This is a genomic window from Terrimonas sp. (genome assembly GCF_003075435.1).
GTDB lineage: Bacteria > Bacteroidota > Bacteroidia > Chitinophagales > Chitinophagaceae > Agriterribacter.
Genome location: NZ_QCZJ01000006.1, coordinates 207,993 through 225,095, shown reverse-complemented (window position 1 = coordinate 225,095; position 17,103 = coordinate 207,993). Strand labels below are relative to the sequence as shown.

Here is a 17,103-nt window from a genome sequence, read left to right as displayed (position 1 = left end):
GCGTATAATAAAATAACCGCTTTCATAAATTCGGGCTTATCATTTAAGAAATAAGCTATTCACTTTCATACCTAACTTTACGTATAAAATAAACTGCATGGGCAGGCAACAAACTATTCTTCCCGACAGTAAATGGTCACCATTCAGCGATCTTTTTAAAAAACAGCAAGTTCCGGCACGAACTATACTGCTGCGCGAAGGGCAAGTTTCAAGAAAAGGTTACTTTATTGAAAAAGGCTGCCTGCGGATATGGTTTAATAATAGCGGGAAGGATATTACTTTCCAGTTTTTCTTTGAAGGGGAAGGCGTTTCATCCGTAGAAAGTTTCAGAATAAATCAACCAAGTATGTTTACTATCGAAACCATTGAACCTTGTATCCTGCACAGCATTACAAAAAAAGATTTCCAATTCATATTAAATCATTCTGCTGAAATAAAAAATGAATTTGAAGAACAAACCTTTCAGCGTTTAATTTTTTATCAACGGCTCTTTCTTTCCCGTATTAAAGACAGTCCGCAGAAACGGTATCAGGAACTATTGCAGCAACGTCCTGAAATATTGCAGCGTGTACCACAACATTATATCGCTTCCTACCTCGGCATTACACCCGTTTCGTTAAGCAGGATAAGAAACAGGCGCAGATCTGTTTCTTAACAATTGTTATCGTTTCAAGCCTTATGGCTACCTCAACTTTGTATAAACAAAACAGTTTTAATTATGAGAGTAGCAATTGTATTTAATCACCCCTATGAAAAGAGTTACTGTAATGCTATTTTGATTGCTGTAATCAACGGGCTTCAAAAGGCCGGGCACGAAGTAGATCTTATGCACCTTGACCGGGATGAGTTTGATCCTGTTATGCGCGCAAAAGACTTATACGCCTTTGCCTGCGCAAAAGCGGATGGAGAAAATATATATGAGAATATTGATCCGCTGGTACTGAATTATAAAGAACGTTTAGAACAAGCGGAACATCTTATTTTCATTTTTCCTATATGGTGGGAACTTATGCCCGCTATGACAAAAGGATTTATTGACAAAGTAATTTTTCCGGGTATTAGTTACGATTATGCGAAAAGTGGCTTAAAAATGATCAGCAGATTAAAAAAGCTAAAGCGTACAACAATAATAACAACCCAAAACACACCGGCATTATTGTATCGCCTTGTTTTTGGAAATGCTGTTAAATATGCCTTATTGCGTGGTACATTCTGGAAAATTGGGTTTCCTAAAAGAAAATGGATAAACTTATGCCTCGTAAAATTTGTGTCAGATAAAAAGCGCGAAAAGTGGTTAACCTCGATCGAAAGCCGGTTTGCCGCTTTAAGTTGAAGAAATATTAGCTAAGAAACAATGCTCAATACCCGCATACACAATAAAAGGTAATACAGGTTTTATATCAGAAAGAAGATCAAGACAACGTTTTAACTATTTTTGTTGTCACAGTATAAATGTTAACAAACCAAATGAATACACTTAAGCCCAGACTCCTTGCTTTATTGTTTGTTCTTCCTGTGTTATCATATGCGCAAAATACTATAGAATCCTATGTGGGTTACAGTATTGATCTGGTTAACAAACCGTCTTTTGGCCAGGCAAATATCGGGTTGCAGTATCCTGTTATCAATCACCGGGTATACCAGATGCTGATCAGGGTCCAGGGCGCACTTCCGTTAAGTAACCATTCGGGGATTGATGCAGCATATACCTCCAATCCTTTGTTACCGTTAAACATTACAGCAGCATATAAGGCTAAATGGTATTCTGCCGCATTTATAATTGGCAACAGATTCAAACTGATAGCATGGTATAAAAACTCCATCTCTCCCTTTGTTAATGCGGGCATTGCATATCAAAAAATAAATACGGCTTACGATAACTATAATATGGAGCAATATACTGTGCTGAACCCTCACCGGGATCTGAAAAAAATTGGTTTATGTATAGGAGGAGGTATTCAGTATAAACGAAACCTGGGAACTGGGGCTGTTTTTCTCCAGGTGGAGGTATTGTCTTCTCCATTGGTAGATAGTGTTAATAATTACAGTTATAAGTTACCCGTGCCATTGTCTATAAATATTGGTTATGTAGTTGAATTTAAAAATAGAAACAAATGAAAACAATGCAGTCTTTACAATGGATAATATTTGCTTTCATTTCAATAGCATTTGTTTCGTGTGATAAAAACTATACGGTATTTTATGAAGACGATGATGCGGAAGATTTATCTGTGTTTTCAGATATGGGTAATAATGTAATGTCGTGCTATATTAATGGATATCCTTTTCGCACAAGAAACAGAATGTCTTATGGAAGATTTAGCGGCAGTGTTCTTTCTCCTGAAATTGAATTATTTAAGGATGACACTGCAACAGACAGTGATACCCTTATTATTAACTGGCAAAGCGATATATATTCTTCTTCCAATCCCTATTCTGTAAGTTTGGTATTAGGGGTAAAAAAAGGGTTTTCTTATAGTGATTTTAATGCTTTTAATAATACCCGTTTATCGGTGGATGGCACTAACGGTTATTTTATGGTGAACAGCAATCGCTTAGAAAAAGGAACCGGTAGTATCTATTTTCTGAGGGCAATATTAATGCCCGGCAATGCAGCAGGCATAAGTAACCAGCTTTCGGGAGTTTTTGAAGCAACCTTACCTTCCGCCAAGATTACGAGGGGAAGGTTTGATCATTCGTTGCCTGTGGGTGGAAGCGAGGGAGTGGTTTTCTTTTAATTGTTAAATCATAACGATATTTACTCACCAACCAATATCCAATATAGTAGTGCCTGGTTTAATATGCACTCCTTGCAAACCGGCCGAAACAGCACCCTCGATATTCATAGCCGAATCATCAACAAAAAGTGTACGTGAGGCATTTAGCCCCTGTTCTTCAATAATATATTTATAGGAGTTAATATCAGGCTTGCGCATTCCCAATACCTGTGAGTAATATGCTTTTTCAAAATGATCATCAAAATTAGTATTGGTAAAAGTATCCGAGTATATTTTACGGAATTTATCAAGGTGAATAGCATTGGTATTGCTGAACAAAAACAACCTGTATTTTGATTTTAAATTATGAAGCAAGTCAATTCTTTCTTTGGGAAAAACACCCAGCATAGCATTCCACGCATCCGTCAACTGATCATCGGTGAGTGGCAGTCCAGCCAAATCCCTTAAAGCATTCAGAAAAGTAATATTATCAATAGCACCTATTTCATAATCCTTAAAGAAAGAAGAAACATTGCCGCTGCGAAAAAGTTCATTGTAATTTTTTACGCCTAAGGCAGTAAATTTTTGTTCTGCTGCGGGCATATCTAAAGTAAGAATTACACCACCAAGATCAAAAATGATATTATCTATATGTTGCATAGCGCAAAAATAAGCAGGAATTTGTTAAGTCGCCGGAGGCAACAAAGCTATTCTATTATACTACGCAAAAAAAGCATAGCCAGCAGGGAATAACAACAGTACAATATAACGGAACAGACGTATTCCCGTGACTTTTTATTCTATTTGATTTTTAATCTATCGTCAACGGCTTAGTATACAATAATTTCATCAGTAAATAAATACCCCCTCTTAGGATTAGTGGCCTTCACCTGCACATATCTTGCCTGCTGTGGCTTTTCTAATTTCACATCAAACCTTTTAAAGAGCAGCCTGCTGTCTTTATCGGAAATATCATTATATGCTACACCTGCCAGTTGAAAATTTTTTCCGTCACCGGAAAGTAAGACCTGCATTTCGCCCGGCATATAAACGCCCGGGCCAATAAGCTGCATAAAATTCATGGCAACACTGTTAATGATAGTTGTTTCCTGCATATCAACAATCAAATCAACAGGTCTTGTAAAACCCTGCCACTGGCCATCGTGATAAGTTAGCCCGCCCATAATGCCATTGGTCATGGTAGCTTCATTTTGCGCAGGATACCCATCCCATTTGCTATTGTACATTACCGGTTTGCCTATTGCCTTATGTATATCGGTAATAAAGGTTAATGTTGGTCCTATTTGTATAGAATCCTGAAAATATGCGGCATTAACTACTGCGGAATGATTTAGTTCAAAAGGAGCCACGTAATATGTCGAGCTAATTTGAGGCGCCGTTCCGTTGACTGTGTAATGAATATTCTTTGCATTCAGCTGTTCAGTAGTCAATGTAATTAAATTTGATTTTTTATCGGGATTATATATCGATTCATGCCCAACATTATAAGACGGGCGATAATAGTTCACATTCAAATCCTGTAATAGTTTGTAATGCGATTGCAGGCGTTGTTGAAAATCCTTCCAGTTTTTCTTTTCCTTTGCGGTCCAGTCCAGCTCTGCCAGTGCCAGGGCTCTTGGAAACACCATATATTCCGCCTGCTCAGTTGTAGGTATGTATTCCGTCCACAAATTGGCCTGCGCACCTAAAATATGATTTACCTTATCAGGGGCAATTGCTGCAGGAACAGGATCATAGGAATATACTTTTTCTAAAGTAAGAAAACCACCTATTGCTTCGGGTTGTGTTCTGGGATCCGTTTGATATGAATCAAAATACAAATGAGAGCCGGGCGTCATTATTACATCATGCCCTGCATTGGCTGATCTAATCCCTCCTGCTTCTCCGCGCCAACTCATTACCGTAGCACCACCACTTAAACCTCCTTCTAAAATTTCATCCCAACCAATTATTCGCCGTCCTTTGGATTGCAAGTAAATATCCATTTGCTTAATTGCATAACTCTGCAATTCATCTACCGAGCGTAACCCTTCTTTTTGCATCAATGCCTGGTCCTTAGGGCAGGTTTCCCAATGTTTTTTATCGGCTTCATCCCCGCCTATGTGAATATACCGGGATGGAAAAATGGTTAGTACTTCATCCAACACATTCTTTAAAAACGTAAAAGTTTCAGGATTACCAATACAAAATTCACTTTGCGTATATGGCTTACCGGTGCAGGATAGTTCCGGAAACACTGCCAGCACTTCTTCAGAGTGGCCCGGCATTTCAATTTCAGGAATAACATTAATGCCTTTTTTAGCCGCATAGTCCACTAATTCTTTTGCCTGCTGTTGCGTATAAAAACCACCGCTTGCATTAGGTGCGCCTTTTTCAATATAGCGCCTGCCATTGTTCCACCATTCCTTCCAGCCTGCATGCGTACGCCAGGCGGCAAGCCGGGTTAATTGGGGATATTTTTTTATTTCCAAACGCCACCCGGCGCCATCGGTTAAATGCCAGTGCAGGTTGTTGAATTTATAGATGGCCATTACATCAATATATTTTTTTACAAAAGATAAGGGCATGAAATGGCGCGATACATCTAAATGCAATCCCCGGTATGAAAATCTTGGTTCATCAATGATAACTGCCGTGGTTAACGTTTTCGGATCCTGCTGCAAATACCCTAACTGTACCAGCGTATAAACAGCATTAATCATTTGCGGTTTATCCCACGCCTTAATAATGATGTTTTCTTCATTAACAGCAAGGGAATAAGCATTTTCAGGTAGCTTATCCGCTTCAGTTGCGTTAAGCATATAGATCGCATGTTTATTGGCCGCATCATTTTTCTTCACAGTCTTTATCCTTGCATTTTTTATGGCAGGATGTTCGTTTAATAAAACTGCAGCATCTTTAAAAGCTACTGTTGTTATTATATCAATATCTGGCTGAAAAGTAAAATTGCCAGATCCTGTGCTAACGCTCACTGGTTTGGGAATAATATCAAAATTATTTTGCGCATTAATTGCCGGACAAATCAGGCTGCTGAACAATATGGTTATAACAATTTTCGCTAATGGCATGATTATCTTTTTATACTTTCCCTTGCTGTGATGATGGTTTTACCTGTAATGCAGAGAGATTTAACCCAGCTCCCACTGCCGCCTCACGTAACATCCCCTCTATAATAATTTAAAATCCACCTCCTTAACATCTCTGCTGTTTGTACCGATAAATAATTTAAAGTCGCCGGGTTCAGCTACAAATTTCAAATCACTGTTATAAAACTTCAGATCTTCTGCCGAAATAGTAAATGAAACAGTTTTCGATTCTCCTGCTTTTAGTTCAATTTTTTGAAACCCTTTTAATTCCTTCACCGGCCGGGTAATGCTCCCTGCCATATCACGAATGTATAATTGAACAACTTCTTTACCTGTTATATTGCCGGAATTCGTTACCGTTACCGTCGCGGTGATTTTTTCGTTGGGCTTAAAAGTATTGCTGCTTAATGTAATATCACTATAACTGAAAGTTGTATAGCTCAATCCAAAACCAAAGGGATACAACGGATCATTGGATACATCTAAATAATTAGAACGGAATTTCTGAAACCATTGCCCATCGGGTAAAGGGCGACCGGTATTCTTATGATTATAGTATAATGGTATTTGTCCTACGTTCTGAGGAAAAGTAGCAGACAATTTACCTGAAGGATTTACATCACCAAACAACACATCTGCTATAGCTGTTCCGGCCTCAGAACCAGGAAACCAAACATTTAATATGGCAGGAACATTTTGCTGTTCCCAAACCAGTGTCATCGGCCTTCCGGCAAATAAAACCAATACTACAGGTTTGCCGGTTTTCAGTAAGGCCTCAAGTAATTTTCGCTGCACGTCCGGTATTCCAATATCCGTTCTGCTGGCACTTTCACCTGTCATCTCTGCGGCTTCGCCTAATGCAGCTACTATTACGTCTGATTGCACTGCTATATCCAATGCTTCTTTCAGTAATGCTTCATCACTGCGGTTATCCCTTCCCAATGTTTTACCAAACATAGTAGCCCTTTGCTCCAGCAGGCTATCTTCTGTAAGGTTAGAACCTTTGGCATAAAGAATTTTTGCATTACTGCCTGCTACTTCTTTTAGTCCTTCCAGCACAGATACAGGTTTTGTAAAATCAGTAGATACACTCCATATTCCGGGCATATTTGAGCGGTTATCCGCCAGTGGGCCAATCAATGCAATAGTGCCGGATTTTTTTACCGGCAATGTATAATCTGCATTCTTAAGCAATACAAAACTCTCCGCTGAAATTGCTCTTGCTTCCTTACGGTTGGCTTCACTATATATTTCTTTTGCTGCACGTTCTTCATTACAATAACGGTAAGGATCATCAAACAAACCAAGTTTATACTTTGTCTCTAAAACCCTTCTACATGCATCATCAATTTGTTTTTGTGTAACTTTTCCCTGCTGCAGCGATTTTTTTAATGTGGTAAGAAATCCTTCGCCTACCATATCCATATCCACTCCTGCTTTTAGTGCCAGTGCAGATACCTGCTGCAGGTCACCCATGCCGTGATCTATCATCTCATTCACCGCAGTATAATCTGTAACTATCATTCCTTTAAATCCCCATTGCCTGCGAAGCAGATCAGTAAACAGCCATTTATTGGCGGTTGCGGGAATGCCGTCAATTTCGTTGAAAGAAGTCATTACCGTGCCGACACCTGCATCTACCGCAGCCTTGTAAGGAGGCAGGAATTCATTATACATTCTCACGCGGCTCATGTCAACCGTATTATAATCTCGGCCGGCCTCACCTGCACCGTATAATGCAAAATGTTTCACACAGGCCATAATGGTATTGTTCTTCCAAAGATCATCTCCCTGGTAACCTTTTACCATTGCTTTTGCAATTTGTGAACCCAGGTAAGGATCCTCCCCATTACCTTCGGATATACGTCCCCAGCGTGGATCCCGGGCTATATCAACCATTGGCGAAAATGTCCAGTTTAATCCGTCTGCACTAGCTTCGGTAGCAGCGATCCTTGCACTGCGTTCAACTAAATTCATATCCCAGGTGCATGATAAACCAAGTGGTATAGGAAACATCGTTTTGTAACCATGTATTACATCCATTCCAAAAATTATGGGAATCTTCAAACGGGTTTGTGTAACCGCAATCTCCTGTGCTTTACGGATACGTGCAGGTGAAGACATACTGAAAATGCCCCCAACCTGTCCCTTCTTAATTTTGTTCTCTACGCCTGAACTTACCACAGAGCCTGTTGTTGCTTCTCCGCCGGTAAGCAAATTCAACTGTCCTATTTTTTCATCAATAGTCATTTTCTGCATTAAGCTGCTGATAAAAGCATTCATTCTGGCGTCAGATGCCTTTTGCGCAGTAAGAGGAACAGTTATATACAGGAGCAACAGTATGGTTAATATCCTTTTCATATTGCAGGTGTTAGTGTTATATACATCTATTTTTTAAGGTAAGGTAAGATGGCATATTGCCATATAGCATACCCATGCTTATTCATGTGCAGCATATCCTCAATAAATAAAGCCTTTCTTGGGCTTCCGTTTTCGTGCATCATATAGGGATAGATGTCGATATATGCAGCATTTTTTTGAGTAGCTATATAATCTTTGACCTGCTGATTGGCAGCTTGCAGTTTTGGCAGAAACCGCTCCCTGCTTGGGCTTGGTTTCATGGATATAAAGTCTATTGTTACTTTCGGGTATACTTTCCTGATAGCTTCAAACAATGTAACAAATCTTTGCGCAACTGTTTCCGCAGTTGTCGTATCAGACGAAGCAATATCATTCTCCCCGCAGTATATCACAATTTGCCTGGGTTTGTACGGCACTACAATATCATTTACATAACGGATAAGATCGGGTAATGTGGAGCCGCCAAATCCGCGGTTAATGATCTTATACCCGGGAAAATAATCCTGCACATCCGTCCATTTTGTAAATGAGGAGCTGCCGATAAATAAAACAGCTTTCCTGGCCGGAAAATTCAGGCTATCCTGTTGTTTAAATTTCCGGATATCGTTATAGAATGGAGGATTTTGTGCAAACAGGCTAACTGAACATACAAGAAAAAAAACGATAAGAGATAATTTTTTCATCTTCGATATTTGTTTTAATGATTATTCTACTTTCATCACCGGTAGCTTTTCAGATATACCGTTTTCGTTAATAGCTTCAATAGTGTAATAGTAAGTTTTTTGGCTATCCATTCCTTTAAACCAATACTCGTTTACATCATGTACCATTATACAGTTGTATAATTTTTCCGGATCGGTGCCATAGTAAATGTTATAGGCATATGCATTATTAACCGGGCTCCATTTCATATATGCGCTTCGTTTATCCTTTTCAGTTCGCAAAACAATAAACTGTTTTACTTTATCCGGTTTTGCTCCGCCGCCATTGCCAAATACTCTTAATCCACTTATTGCAAATTTACCGGTGGGCATGTGTATATTTTCCAGTTTGATATACCGGGCTTTTACCGGTTGGTTTAGTTCTATATAGTCGTGAGGCACATCTGTTTTATTATTACTCTTATCCGTTAATACACTCCACTTTTTACCATCTGCAGAATAATATACTTTATACTGGTGAAACTGGTCGGTTCTTTTTCCTAAACGATCATCATCCACATCCTGGTCAGCATAGTTGATCTGTATTGCATTTACTGTGGATATATTTTCCAGATCCGCTTGTATCCACTCACCCTTATTGCCTGTAGCCGCGCTCCAGTATGTTTTCATCACTTCATCTACCGCGTTGTTAGCATGGTAACCACCAAGAGTAGACGAAACCTGTACAGGTGTTTTGTAATTCAGCAACATCCACCCGGTAAAACCACCAGCATTAGCTGTTCCCGGTAAATAGGTGGGGTAATCGCCGAATGCGGTATTACACCACATCACTCCATCTTTATCAAAGCCTGTCGGCCAAATGCCCAGCCTTCTTTCAAAATTATTTTTTACAGATAGTACAACCGTACTTACATGCCAGAATTTTTTATCATTGTCCTCAAAAGTAGCGCCATGCCCTGCGCCTCTTACAAAACCACCCAGCTTAAAACTTAAGGGATCAGATTGCGGCGCGAAAGGGCCCAGTGGATGTTCACCTACAATTACACCATCCGCATAACCACTGAACTCTGTGCCGGGCGCACCATATTGAAGATAGTATTTACCGTCATGTTTCGTCATATGTGAGCCTTCAATAAACGGATCAAGAAAGGTGTTGTCCATATCCTCACCAAACCGTTGCCAGCCGTAGCGCCATGGCTCTAAGAGATACATTTCCTTTCTGTATCCTATAGGCGACATCGTTTTTCTATTCAACTCTATGCCATACATCGGGAATTTGTTGCTGCTGCCATTGTACATATAAAGCCTGCCATCATCATCTGTAAAGAAAGATGGGTCCCAGCCGCCCAACGAAAATGAATCTATCAATGGTTTCCATTCATTGGCTTTGGGATTGGTGCTCATCCAGATGGTAAAAGTTGAAGTATAAGTTGACCCGAAAACCAGCATTGTATCCCCGATAATGCCTACAGCAGGCGCACAAAGCTCATCGTATACCCCTCCATTCCATGGACGCAAAAACTTCTTGCTGATGAACTTCCAGTTGAGCATATCACTGCTCCACCAGTAGCCCCATTGGTTGGTGCTGAACAAAAAGTAATCGCCTTTATAATTTACAATTACCGGGTCAGCCGTTGCCCTGTGCCTGCCCCATTCGCTAAAGTTGGGAATGGGTGTATAGCCATAATCGATATTGACGGGGTTGCAATAGGTGCGTTGCTGGGCAAATGGAGCTTGTATAACAAGCAGTAACAGCATTGTAAAAAATAATTGTCTCATATTTATATGTTTTAGTCGCCAGAGGCGACAAGAGATATGTGTGAGGCGAGGACGCCTCACGCAGCGTTCACAAACCTCACACAACACTTATATCATTATTTCTTTTTAAACAATATATTATCAATACTATACTTTCCTCCGCCAGCAAAGAAATATATCAACCCCAGCAGTGCAAATAAAAACGGGTGTTGGTCTTCATACCAAAACCTGCCGTTTCCTACTTTAAAACATATGTACAGCATGGTAATTATTAATATAACCGCAGCAATACGGGTAAATAACCCAAACGCAAGCAATACCCCCGAAATTAATTCTGCACCTTTGCCTATATATACCATTACGGCAGGAGCAGCATAGCTATTAAAACGTTCCCATTTAGCGTACTCCACCATCTTTGCTTTGTCAAATACCTCCCAACCATGGTAGACCATTAACAATCCAATGATGATCCTGATAAAGGTTAATCCTTCTTGCATCATACAGGAATCAGGAGAAAATATTCTTTTCATTGTATATGATTTAAAACCATCAACTACTGCTATATGGTGCTGCACATGGCATCTCTGGCGGCCATTGGGAGCTGTGCGTGGCGTCCCTGACTGCCGTCAGGCAGGTTCGCCACGCACAGCTCCCCTGTCACCTCTGGCGACTAACTTACTTGCCCTTACTTTCAAACCCCAGCTTCTTCAATCCATATTTAATCTCCGGGCAGCTCATAAATAAGTTCCATAATAACCCGCTTCTGTAATTTTCTATCATCACAATAATAGGTCCCTGATCTATTGCCAGGTAATTTTTTGAATACCAGTTTTGCGTTTCATTGAATGCATCTGTAAATCCATATTCACCCCATATCTTATCTCCAAGGTTATAGTAAAAATGTTTGAGTGCTTTCATAGATAATTCGGGCGTATATGGAAAAGAAGACAGCGCTGCTGTTGGCGTAATAGTTCCATGATCATTAGTGGGAGAATGCGCATCATAACCATTATAGGTATCACTCGCAGTCAGTCCCCAGCAGCTATCATTATAGCCTTTAAATTTTTTAGGATTCTCTACACAGTAGTCGTGATTGATTAAAGTATGATTTACATTTTGCTGCCAGTAGTCTGCATAGCGGTCTTTCAGTCCCTTAGGGTTTAATCCCAGAAAGGAATAATGTGAAAAAAATAATGGCCCGCCATAGTCAAACCCTAAGGGTAAAGTATGACCGTAAAATTGTTTGCCATTTTTAAAAAAATTGCTTTCCACCCAACCCCGGTGGTATACGGAAGCGCTGACAGGATAATGTTTCTCATCACTTGCAGCAAGTATATACATGATCAGGCATTCATTAAACCCCCTCACCGGAAAATTCATTGCCCATCCATTGTTGGGACTCCAGTGCCAGTATAAAACATCCTGCCCATCGCGTGTAAACCAGTTCCATTCAATACCTGTCCATAGCCAGTTGAGTTTATTCCTGAATTCGTTTTCTACCGGATTATCCTGGTTAAAATACTGCCGCGCACAAAGCAAGCCCTGGAACAAAAATGATGTCTCTACAAGATCTGCTCCATCATCCTTCCTGCTGAAAGGAATGGTTTTACCGGTAGCGCCATCAAGCCAGTGTGGAAATACGCCATGATAGGAATTTGCTTTCAATAAAAAATTGACCATTTTACGCATAAATCCCGCGGCAGTGTCCCTGGATATCCAACCCCTTTCCGTTGCAACAATTATCGACATAATACCAAAGCCCGTTCCCCCGGTTGTTACCACTTCATGCCCATAGTATGCTGTATTGCTTCTTTCTCTCGCCATTCCGCTTACTGGGTGTGCAAAATCCCAGAAGTAGCGAAAAGTTTGTTTTTGAACAAGGTCAAGCAATGCTGAATCAGAAAGATTTTTAGGCCGTTTGGCAGCATCAAATACCGGTTGAATGGGTTTCTTCTGCTGTGCATCAGCACACAGGCTGAAAAAGAGAAAAGTAAATAGAAATATATGTTTCATATTATCAAGATATCGCTTAAAGAATGGTTAATACCTATAACCCCGGCGCATTAAACCCCAATGATTGCAACCCTGCTTTTATTTCCGGGCAACTCATAAATAGGTTCCATAATAACCCGCTCCGGTAATTTTCAATCATTATAATTTGCGTGCCCTGGTCTATTGCTAAAAAAGAGTTGGCAAACCAGAGATCATGCAGTGAAAACGCGTCAACAAAACCATAATCCTTCCATATTTTATCACCAAGTGTATAGTAAAAAAATTTTAAAGCTTTCATTGACTCAACAGGAGTATACGGCAAAGAAGATATAGCAGCTGTTGGTGCAATCACTCCAATATCATTTGTGGGTGAGCTGGCTGTATAACCATTTTGTATATCGCTTGCCGTTAGCCCCCAGCAGCTATCGCTATAGCCATACCATCTCCTGGGGTTTGCTTTACAATATTCATAATTAATGAGTGAATGATTAGTGGTTTGTGTGCTGTAGTTTGCGTAAGCGTCACTCAGCCCATTAGGATTCACCCCTAAAAATGAGTAGTGTGAAAAGAACAGCGGACCTCCCAGCGACGGACCTAACGGCAACTGGTAGCTGTAATAAGCATTGCCATTTAAAAATGATGAACCGGAGGCCCAGCCATTTGCATAAACCGATTGAGGAATACCATGAGTAGCAGAAGATGCCGCCAGTATATAAGTGATGAGACATTCATTCCAGCCCTGTACCGGGAGGTTCATGATCCATTGTTTTGCATCGCTGTAGTGCCAGTACAAAACGTTCTGTCCGCCATTTCTGAACCAATCCCATTCCACTCCATTCCACAGCACATTGATATCGTTCCTTAAAGCAGTTTCATCAGCATCTGTTCCATTAAAATATTGCCTGGCAGTAAGCAACCCCGCCATTAAATAAGATGTTTCCACCAGGTCTGCGCCATCATCATTGGTGCTAAAAGGAATGATAGCACCGGTAGACCCATTTAACCAGTGCGGAAATGCGCCTTTTACTTTAACCGCAGTATGCTTTAAAAAGCCAACTATCTTTTGCATACGGGCAAGCCCATCAGCCCTGGTAATAAAATTCCGGCTAACCGCCACCGGTATAGCCATTATACCAAATCCTGAACCGCCGGAAGTAACCACATCATTATTGCCGTTGCTTCTTTCTCTTGCCAGGCCGCTTACCGGGTGTCCAAAGTCCCAGAAGTATTTAAATGTTTGTTGCTGTACTTTATCAAGCAGGGCGCTGTCACTTATTAGGGGAAATTTATATAAAGTGTCATACCTGGTCTGCAACTTTATTTCAACAGGAAAAATCAACTTCCCCCCACCCTTTGATTTCAGGGTATTATTAACAGTAAGCTTATAGTTTGAAAGATATGATAAGGTAGATTTTGGCTGTATTACTAATATGCTGTCGCCATTCTGATAATTTACATTATAATTAGCTGTGGGCAGCTCAATAGCCGAAGCAACCGAAGCCTTGTCAATTGCTACCGGAAAATAAAGCCGGATATCCGGGTTTACGGCTGTTCCTTTATTGTCATTCTGATTAGTAACTCCGTCTACCTCCCAACTGTTGATAGAAAAATCAGGAGCCGGGGATGGTGGTGCAGGGTCACTTCCTTTCTTACATGCGCTGATAAAAACAGCATGAAATAACAAAACTGAAAATAATATTTTTCTCATTTCTCAGGCCTGCATGTTTTAAAAAAGTAAAGGCGTTAACAATATGTGTCAGCACTATACTTCCGGGCTCTTAATCTTATATTAAAAACGCCTTACGGTTTTGCCGTACCGTAAGGCGTTTTTAACCTGCTGATTTAATTCAAGCTATTACTGCATTAAAAGTTCAATATCTTCAGGTGTTAATACTTTATTGAATACCCTGAACTCATCATATAAACTTAAATCAGATAAATGGCTCCAATAAGTAAATGATGGTGCGCCTGAACCAATCGTCATAGTCGTACTTGTTGAAAAGTCGAACGCAGTAGTATATGTCGCTGTTCTTTGAAGAACACCATTGAAATAAATTTTAGATTCTGTTGGGGAAACAGTAACTGCAACATGCACCCAAGCACCTGAACCAGGAATTGCCCCGCCATCATTCCATGATTCTCCGGAACCCGTTCCTACATTAATTTTCATTGTTTGGGAACCTGCAGCTACCTCTCTAAATAATCTCAACCCCTGGCTTCTATTTTCATCCGAATTATTGTCATTATCATTAATAGTAATAATTCCTGAACGATCAGGGGAAGCATTCAGCTTGTACCAAAAAGAAAAACTGATCCCTTCCGAACTATACAAGCCTGCAATTGGAAACGTCAGATATGCATCAGTTGCTCCCTGGTAAGCTGCACTATTATGCCCTCCTGTAGCAATAGCGGGAGTACCCGTAACAACCGGTGAAACAGTATTTATCAAATCCTTAAAATCTGCATCAAAAGGAACATATAAAACTTCGCTTGATAAAAGTGGAATATACTTATTACTGATGTTAAACGCAAATGATTTAGTAGTGCTTTTTCCGGACAGGTCAGTTGCAACAACTTCAAAAGTATGAGCACCTAAACCCAAATCAGCATAAGTATAAGTACCTGATATTCCCCTGTAATCTATAAGATCAGTACTGGCATATGACTTTAATAAAGTACCATTTAAGGAAATATCAACTTTGCTTAGCTCAATATCATCTGTAACCTTAAATTTAAAATCAAAATTTGTAACATCAGTAGTAGGTGGAATCTGGATATCAGATGACGGGCTGATTATCTCTACTATTGGCGCCAGTTCATCAGGCCCCGGGTCTACTTTTGAAATCGGGTCTATGTAGCCTTTCTTACAGGCTGCAAAGGATAATGATAACACTATCCCTGTAATAATACATTTCAAAATACTTTTCATAATATTAATACTTAATAAATTAATGATCAGGATGCGTATCTGCATATTCTTTTAAAATAGCACTCTTATCCAATTGCGGCAAAGGATAAGGGAGGTATTTTTTGTCCATGGTAAATGTCCTGCCGTCATAACTCAATTCGGCAGTATTTTCCAAACGTATCATATCATAAAACCTGTTACCCCATTCCATAGCCAGTTCTGCATATTTCTCATCTATTACCTGCTGGCTGGTTACACCGGATAAAGGCGCCAGACCTGCCCTGGCCCTTACCAGGTTTACAGCAGCATCTGCGCTTCCGGCAGATGCATTACCGCCACGGGTTACAGCTTCCGCATACATTAATAATATTTCCGCATACCTGATAATATTCATGTTTTTATTACTGGCATAACCTGTCCTTCCCGGAATTAATTCTGTTGTAGGAAGGTAATGCTTGCCGCTATAGAAATAAACCCTGGGGGAATTCAGGAAAACATCACCTTCAGGGGTGGTGTTAGAAACCCATGCCGGCAACGTTGAGAATGCAGGGTCTGATTTAATTTTATCAATACCATCGGGTGTAAAAATTACACTTGTCTGGAGGCGGGTCTTCTCACCTCTGTTCAACATAAACTTAATGTATTTCTCACTTGGCTCAAAAAATCCCCAGCCGCCCCCGGCGCCACTAACTGCAGGCGTCCAGTTTGTAGGACCAAAAAAATCATTTAAATAATTCCGGCTATCTCCCGAGCCTGAATTAAAATCCGAATATTGGACTTCCAGAATATTCTCACTTGATAATTTACCTGCGGTTTTAAATTCTTTATTAAAATCCCCATACAGGCTAAACTTCCCGGAAGAAATAATCTCACCAGTAGTTGTTGCAACCGCATTGTAATCTTTTAATTCCTGCTCGGCCATTGCCTTTACTGCCAAAGCAGTATATTTTGTGACCCCTCCTCTTAAATCAGTTCTTTGATTAGGATGCATATCCAATAACTTCGTTGACGCATCCTGCATTTCTTCTTTAATCCAGCTCATGATCTCGTCCTTGGTCTGCATTGAAAGCACTGTCGGGTCTGTAGTGGTTACTTTAAACACTCCACCAAATGTTCTTGACAACGTTAATGTAAGCCAGCCTCTTAATACCTGGCATTCGGCAATGTATTGATCTATCAATGCAGCATTTACGCCAGCTTTCCTGAATTTTTCCAATTGTTCAATTTGTGCTGTGATTTGCAGCACATGTTGAAACAATCCATCCCAGGCATTATTTATCATCCAAAAATTAGCATCATACACAAACATATCCTCATCGTGAAAAGGAGGTTGATCGAATACGCCATTCCTGCCGCCCCCGGAATTTACATCGTCTCCGCGAACTGACAGGCAGGGAACATGCTCCCACCAAAAATCATAGAATGATTGATACGCCCCTACCAACGCTGCTTTTGCTGCACTGGCATTGGTATAATCCACGCTTCCAGCCTGGGTTTCCAATTCTCTTGGCTCATCTAATTGCTTATTACAATCCGTTAATAAAAACGTTGTAACAATTAATAAAGACGCCCATAAATATTTTTTACTTTTCATTTTA

The 17,103-nt window shown here is 40.2% G+C and carries 14 protein-coding genes; 4 read left to right on the top strand and 10 right to left on the bottom strand.

Annotation, left to right across the window (positions count from 1 at the left end; genetic code table 11):
- Window positions 1-97: 97 nt before the first annotated feature.
- The 4 genes from DC498_RS09235 to DC498_RS09220 all read left to right on the top strand — a co-directional run bounded on the left by DC498_RS09235 (window position 98) and on the right by DC498_RS09220 (window position 2,738).
- On the top strand, window positions 98-655 hold the full coding sequence (locus DC498_RS09235; protein WP_116873858.1) for a Crp/Fnr family transcriptional regulator: 558 nt from the start codon (window positions 98-100) through the stop codon (window positions 653-655).
- Between the two features lie 63 nt (window positions 656-718).
- A complete protein-coding gene (locus tag DC498_RS09230; protein WP_116873857.1) occupies window positions 719-1,333 on the top strand; it encodes an NAD(P)H-dependent oxidoreductase in 615 nt (204 codons plus the stop codon).
- 134 nt (window positions 1,334-1,467) lie between these two features.
- Window positions 1,468-2,118, top strand: coding sequence for a hypothetical protein (locus tag DC498_RS09225; protein WP_116873856.1), 651 nt, complete (start codon window positions 1,468-1,470; stop codon window positions 2,116-2,118).
- Window positions 2,115-2,738, top strand: coding sequence for a hypothetical protein (locus DC498_RS09220; protein WP_116873855.1), 624 nt, complete (start codon window positions 2,115-2,117; stop codon window positions 2,736-2,738). Before DC498_RS09225 ends, DC498_RS09220 begins: the two co-directional genes overlap by 4 nt.
- Window positions 2,739-2,762: 24 nt before the next feature.
- Here the strand turns inward: DC498_RS09220 and DC498_RS09215 are convergent, their stop codons facing one another.
- The 10 genes from DC498_RS09215 to DC498_RS09170 all read right to left on the bottom strand — a co-directional run bounded on the left by DC498_RS09215 (window position 2,763) and on the right by DC498_RS09170 (window position 17,099).
- Entirely contained in the window at window positions 2,763-3,377 is a 615-nt protein-coding gene (locus DC498_RS09215; protein WP_116873854.1) for an HAD family hydrolase, read from the bottom strand.
- A 170-nt stretch (window positions 3,378-3,547) separates the two neighbouring features.
- Entirely contained in the window at window positions 3,548-5,806 is a 2,259-nt protein-coding gene (locus tag DC498_RS09210) for a beta-N-acetylhexosaminidase (RefSeq protein WP_116873853.1), read from the bottom strand.
- A 99-nt stretch (window positions 5,807-5,905) separates the two neighbouring features.
- A complete protein-coding gene (gene bglX, locus DC498_RS09205; RefSeq protein ID WP_116873852.1) occupies window positions 5,906-8,185 on the bottom strand; it encodes a beta-glucosidase BglX in 2,280 nt (759 codons plus the stop codon).
- A gap of 26 nt (window positions 8,186-8,211) precedes the next feature.
- The gene (locus DC498_RS09200; RefSeq protein WP_116873851.1) at window positions 8,212-8,868 is read right to left on the bottom strand and encodes a GDSL-type esterase/lipase family protein; all 657 of its coding nucleotides are present in this window, start codon (window positions 8,866-8,868) and stop codon (window positions 8,212-8,214) included.
- A gap of 21 nt (window positions 8,869-8,889) precedes the next feature.
- Window positions 8,890-10,626 carry a family 43 glycosylhydrolase gene (locus DC498_RS09195; RefSeq protein WP_116873850.1) on the bottom strand — a complete coding sequence of 579 codons (1,737 nt, stop codon included), beginning with the start codon at window positions 10,624-10,626 and terminating at the stop codon, window positions 8,890-8,892.
- 95 nt (window positions 10,627-10,721) lie between these two features.
- Complete coding sequence (locus tag DC498_RS09190; RefSeq protein ID WP_116873849.1) at window positions 10,722-11,135, bottom strand: DoxX family protein; 414 nt, start codon at window positions 11,133-11,135, stop codon at window positions 10,722-10,724.
- Window positions 11,136-11,280: 145 nt separating this feature from the next.
- The gene (locus DC498_RS09185; protein WP_116873848.1) at window positions 11,281-12,618 is read right to left on the bottom strand and encodes a glucoamylase family protein; all 1,338 of its coding nucleotides are present in this window, start codon (window positions 12,616-12,618) and stop codon (window positions 11,281-11,283) included.
- Window positions 12,619-12,652: 34 nt separating this feature from the next.
- A complete protein-coding gene (locus DC498_RS09180; protein WP_116873847.1) occupies window positions 12,653-14,305 on the bottom strand; it encodes a glucoamylase family protein in 1,653 nt (550 codons plus the stop codon).
- 147 nt (window positions 14,306-14,452) lie between these two features.
- On the bottom strand, window positions 14,453-15,526 hold the full coding sequence (locus tag DC498_RS09175) for a LamG-like jellyroll fold domain-containing protein (protein ID WP_165813803.1): 1,074 nt from the start codon (window positions 15,524-15,526) through the stop codon (window positions 14,453-14,455).
- 19 nt (window positions 15,527-15,545) lie between these two features.
- Complete coding sequence (locus DC498_RS09170; RefSeq protein ID WP_116873886.1) at window positions 15,546-17,099, bottom strand: RagB/SusD family nutrient uptake outer membrane protein; 1,554 nt, start codon at window positions 17,097-17,099, stop codon at window positions 15,546-15,548.
- Between the last annotated feature and the right edge of the window lie 4 nt (window positions 17,100-17,103).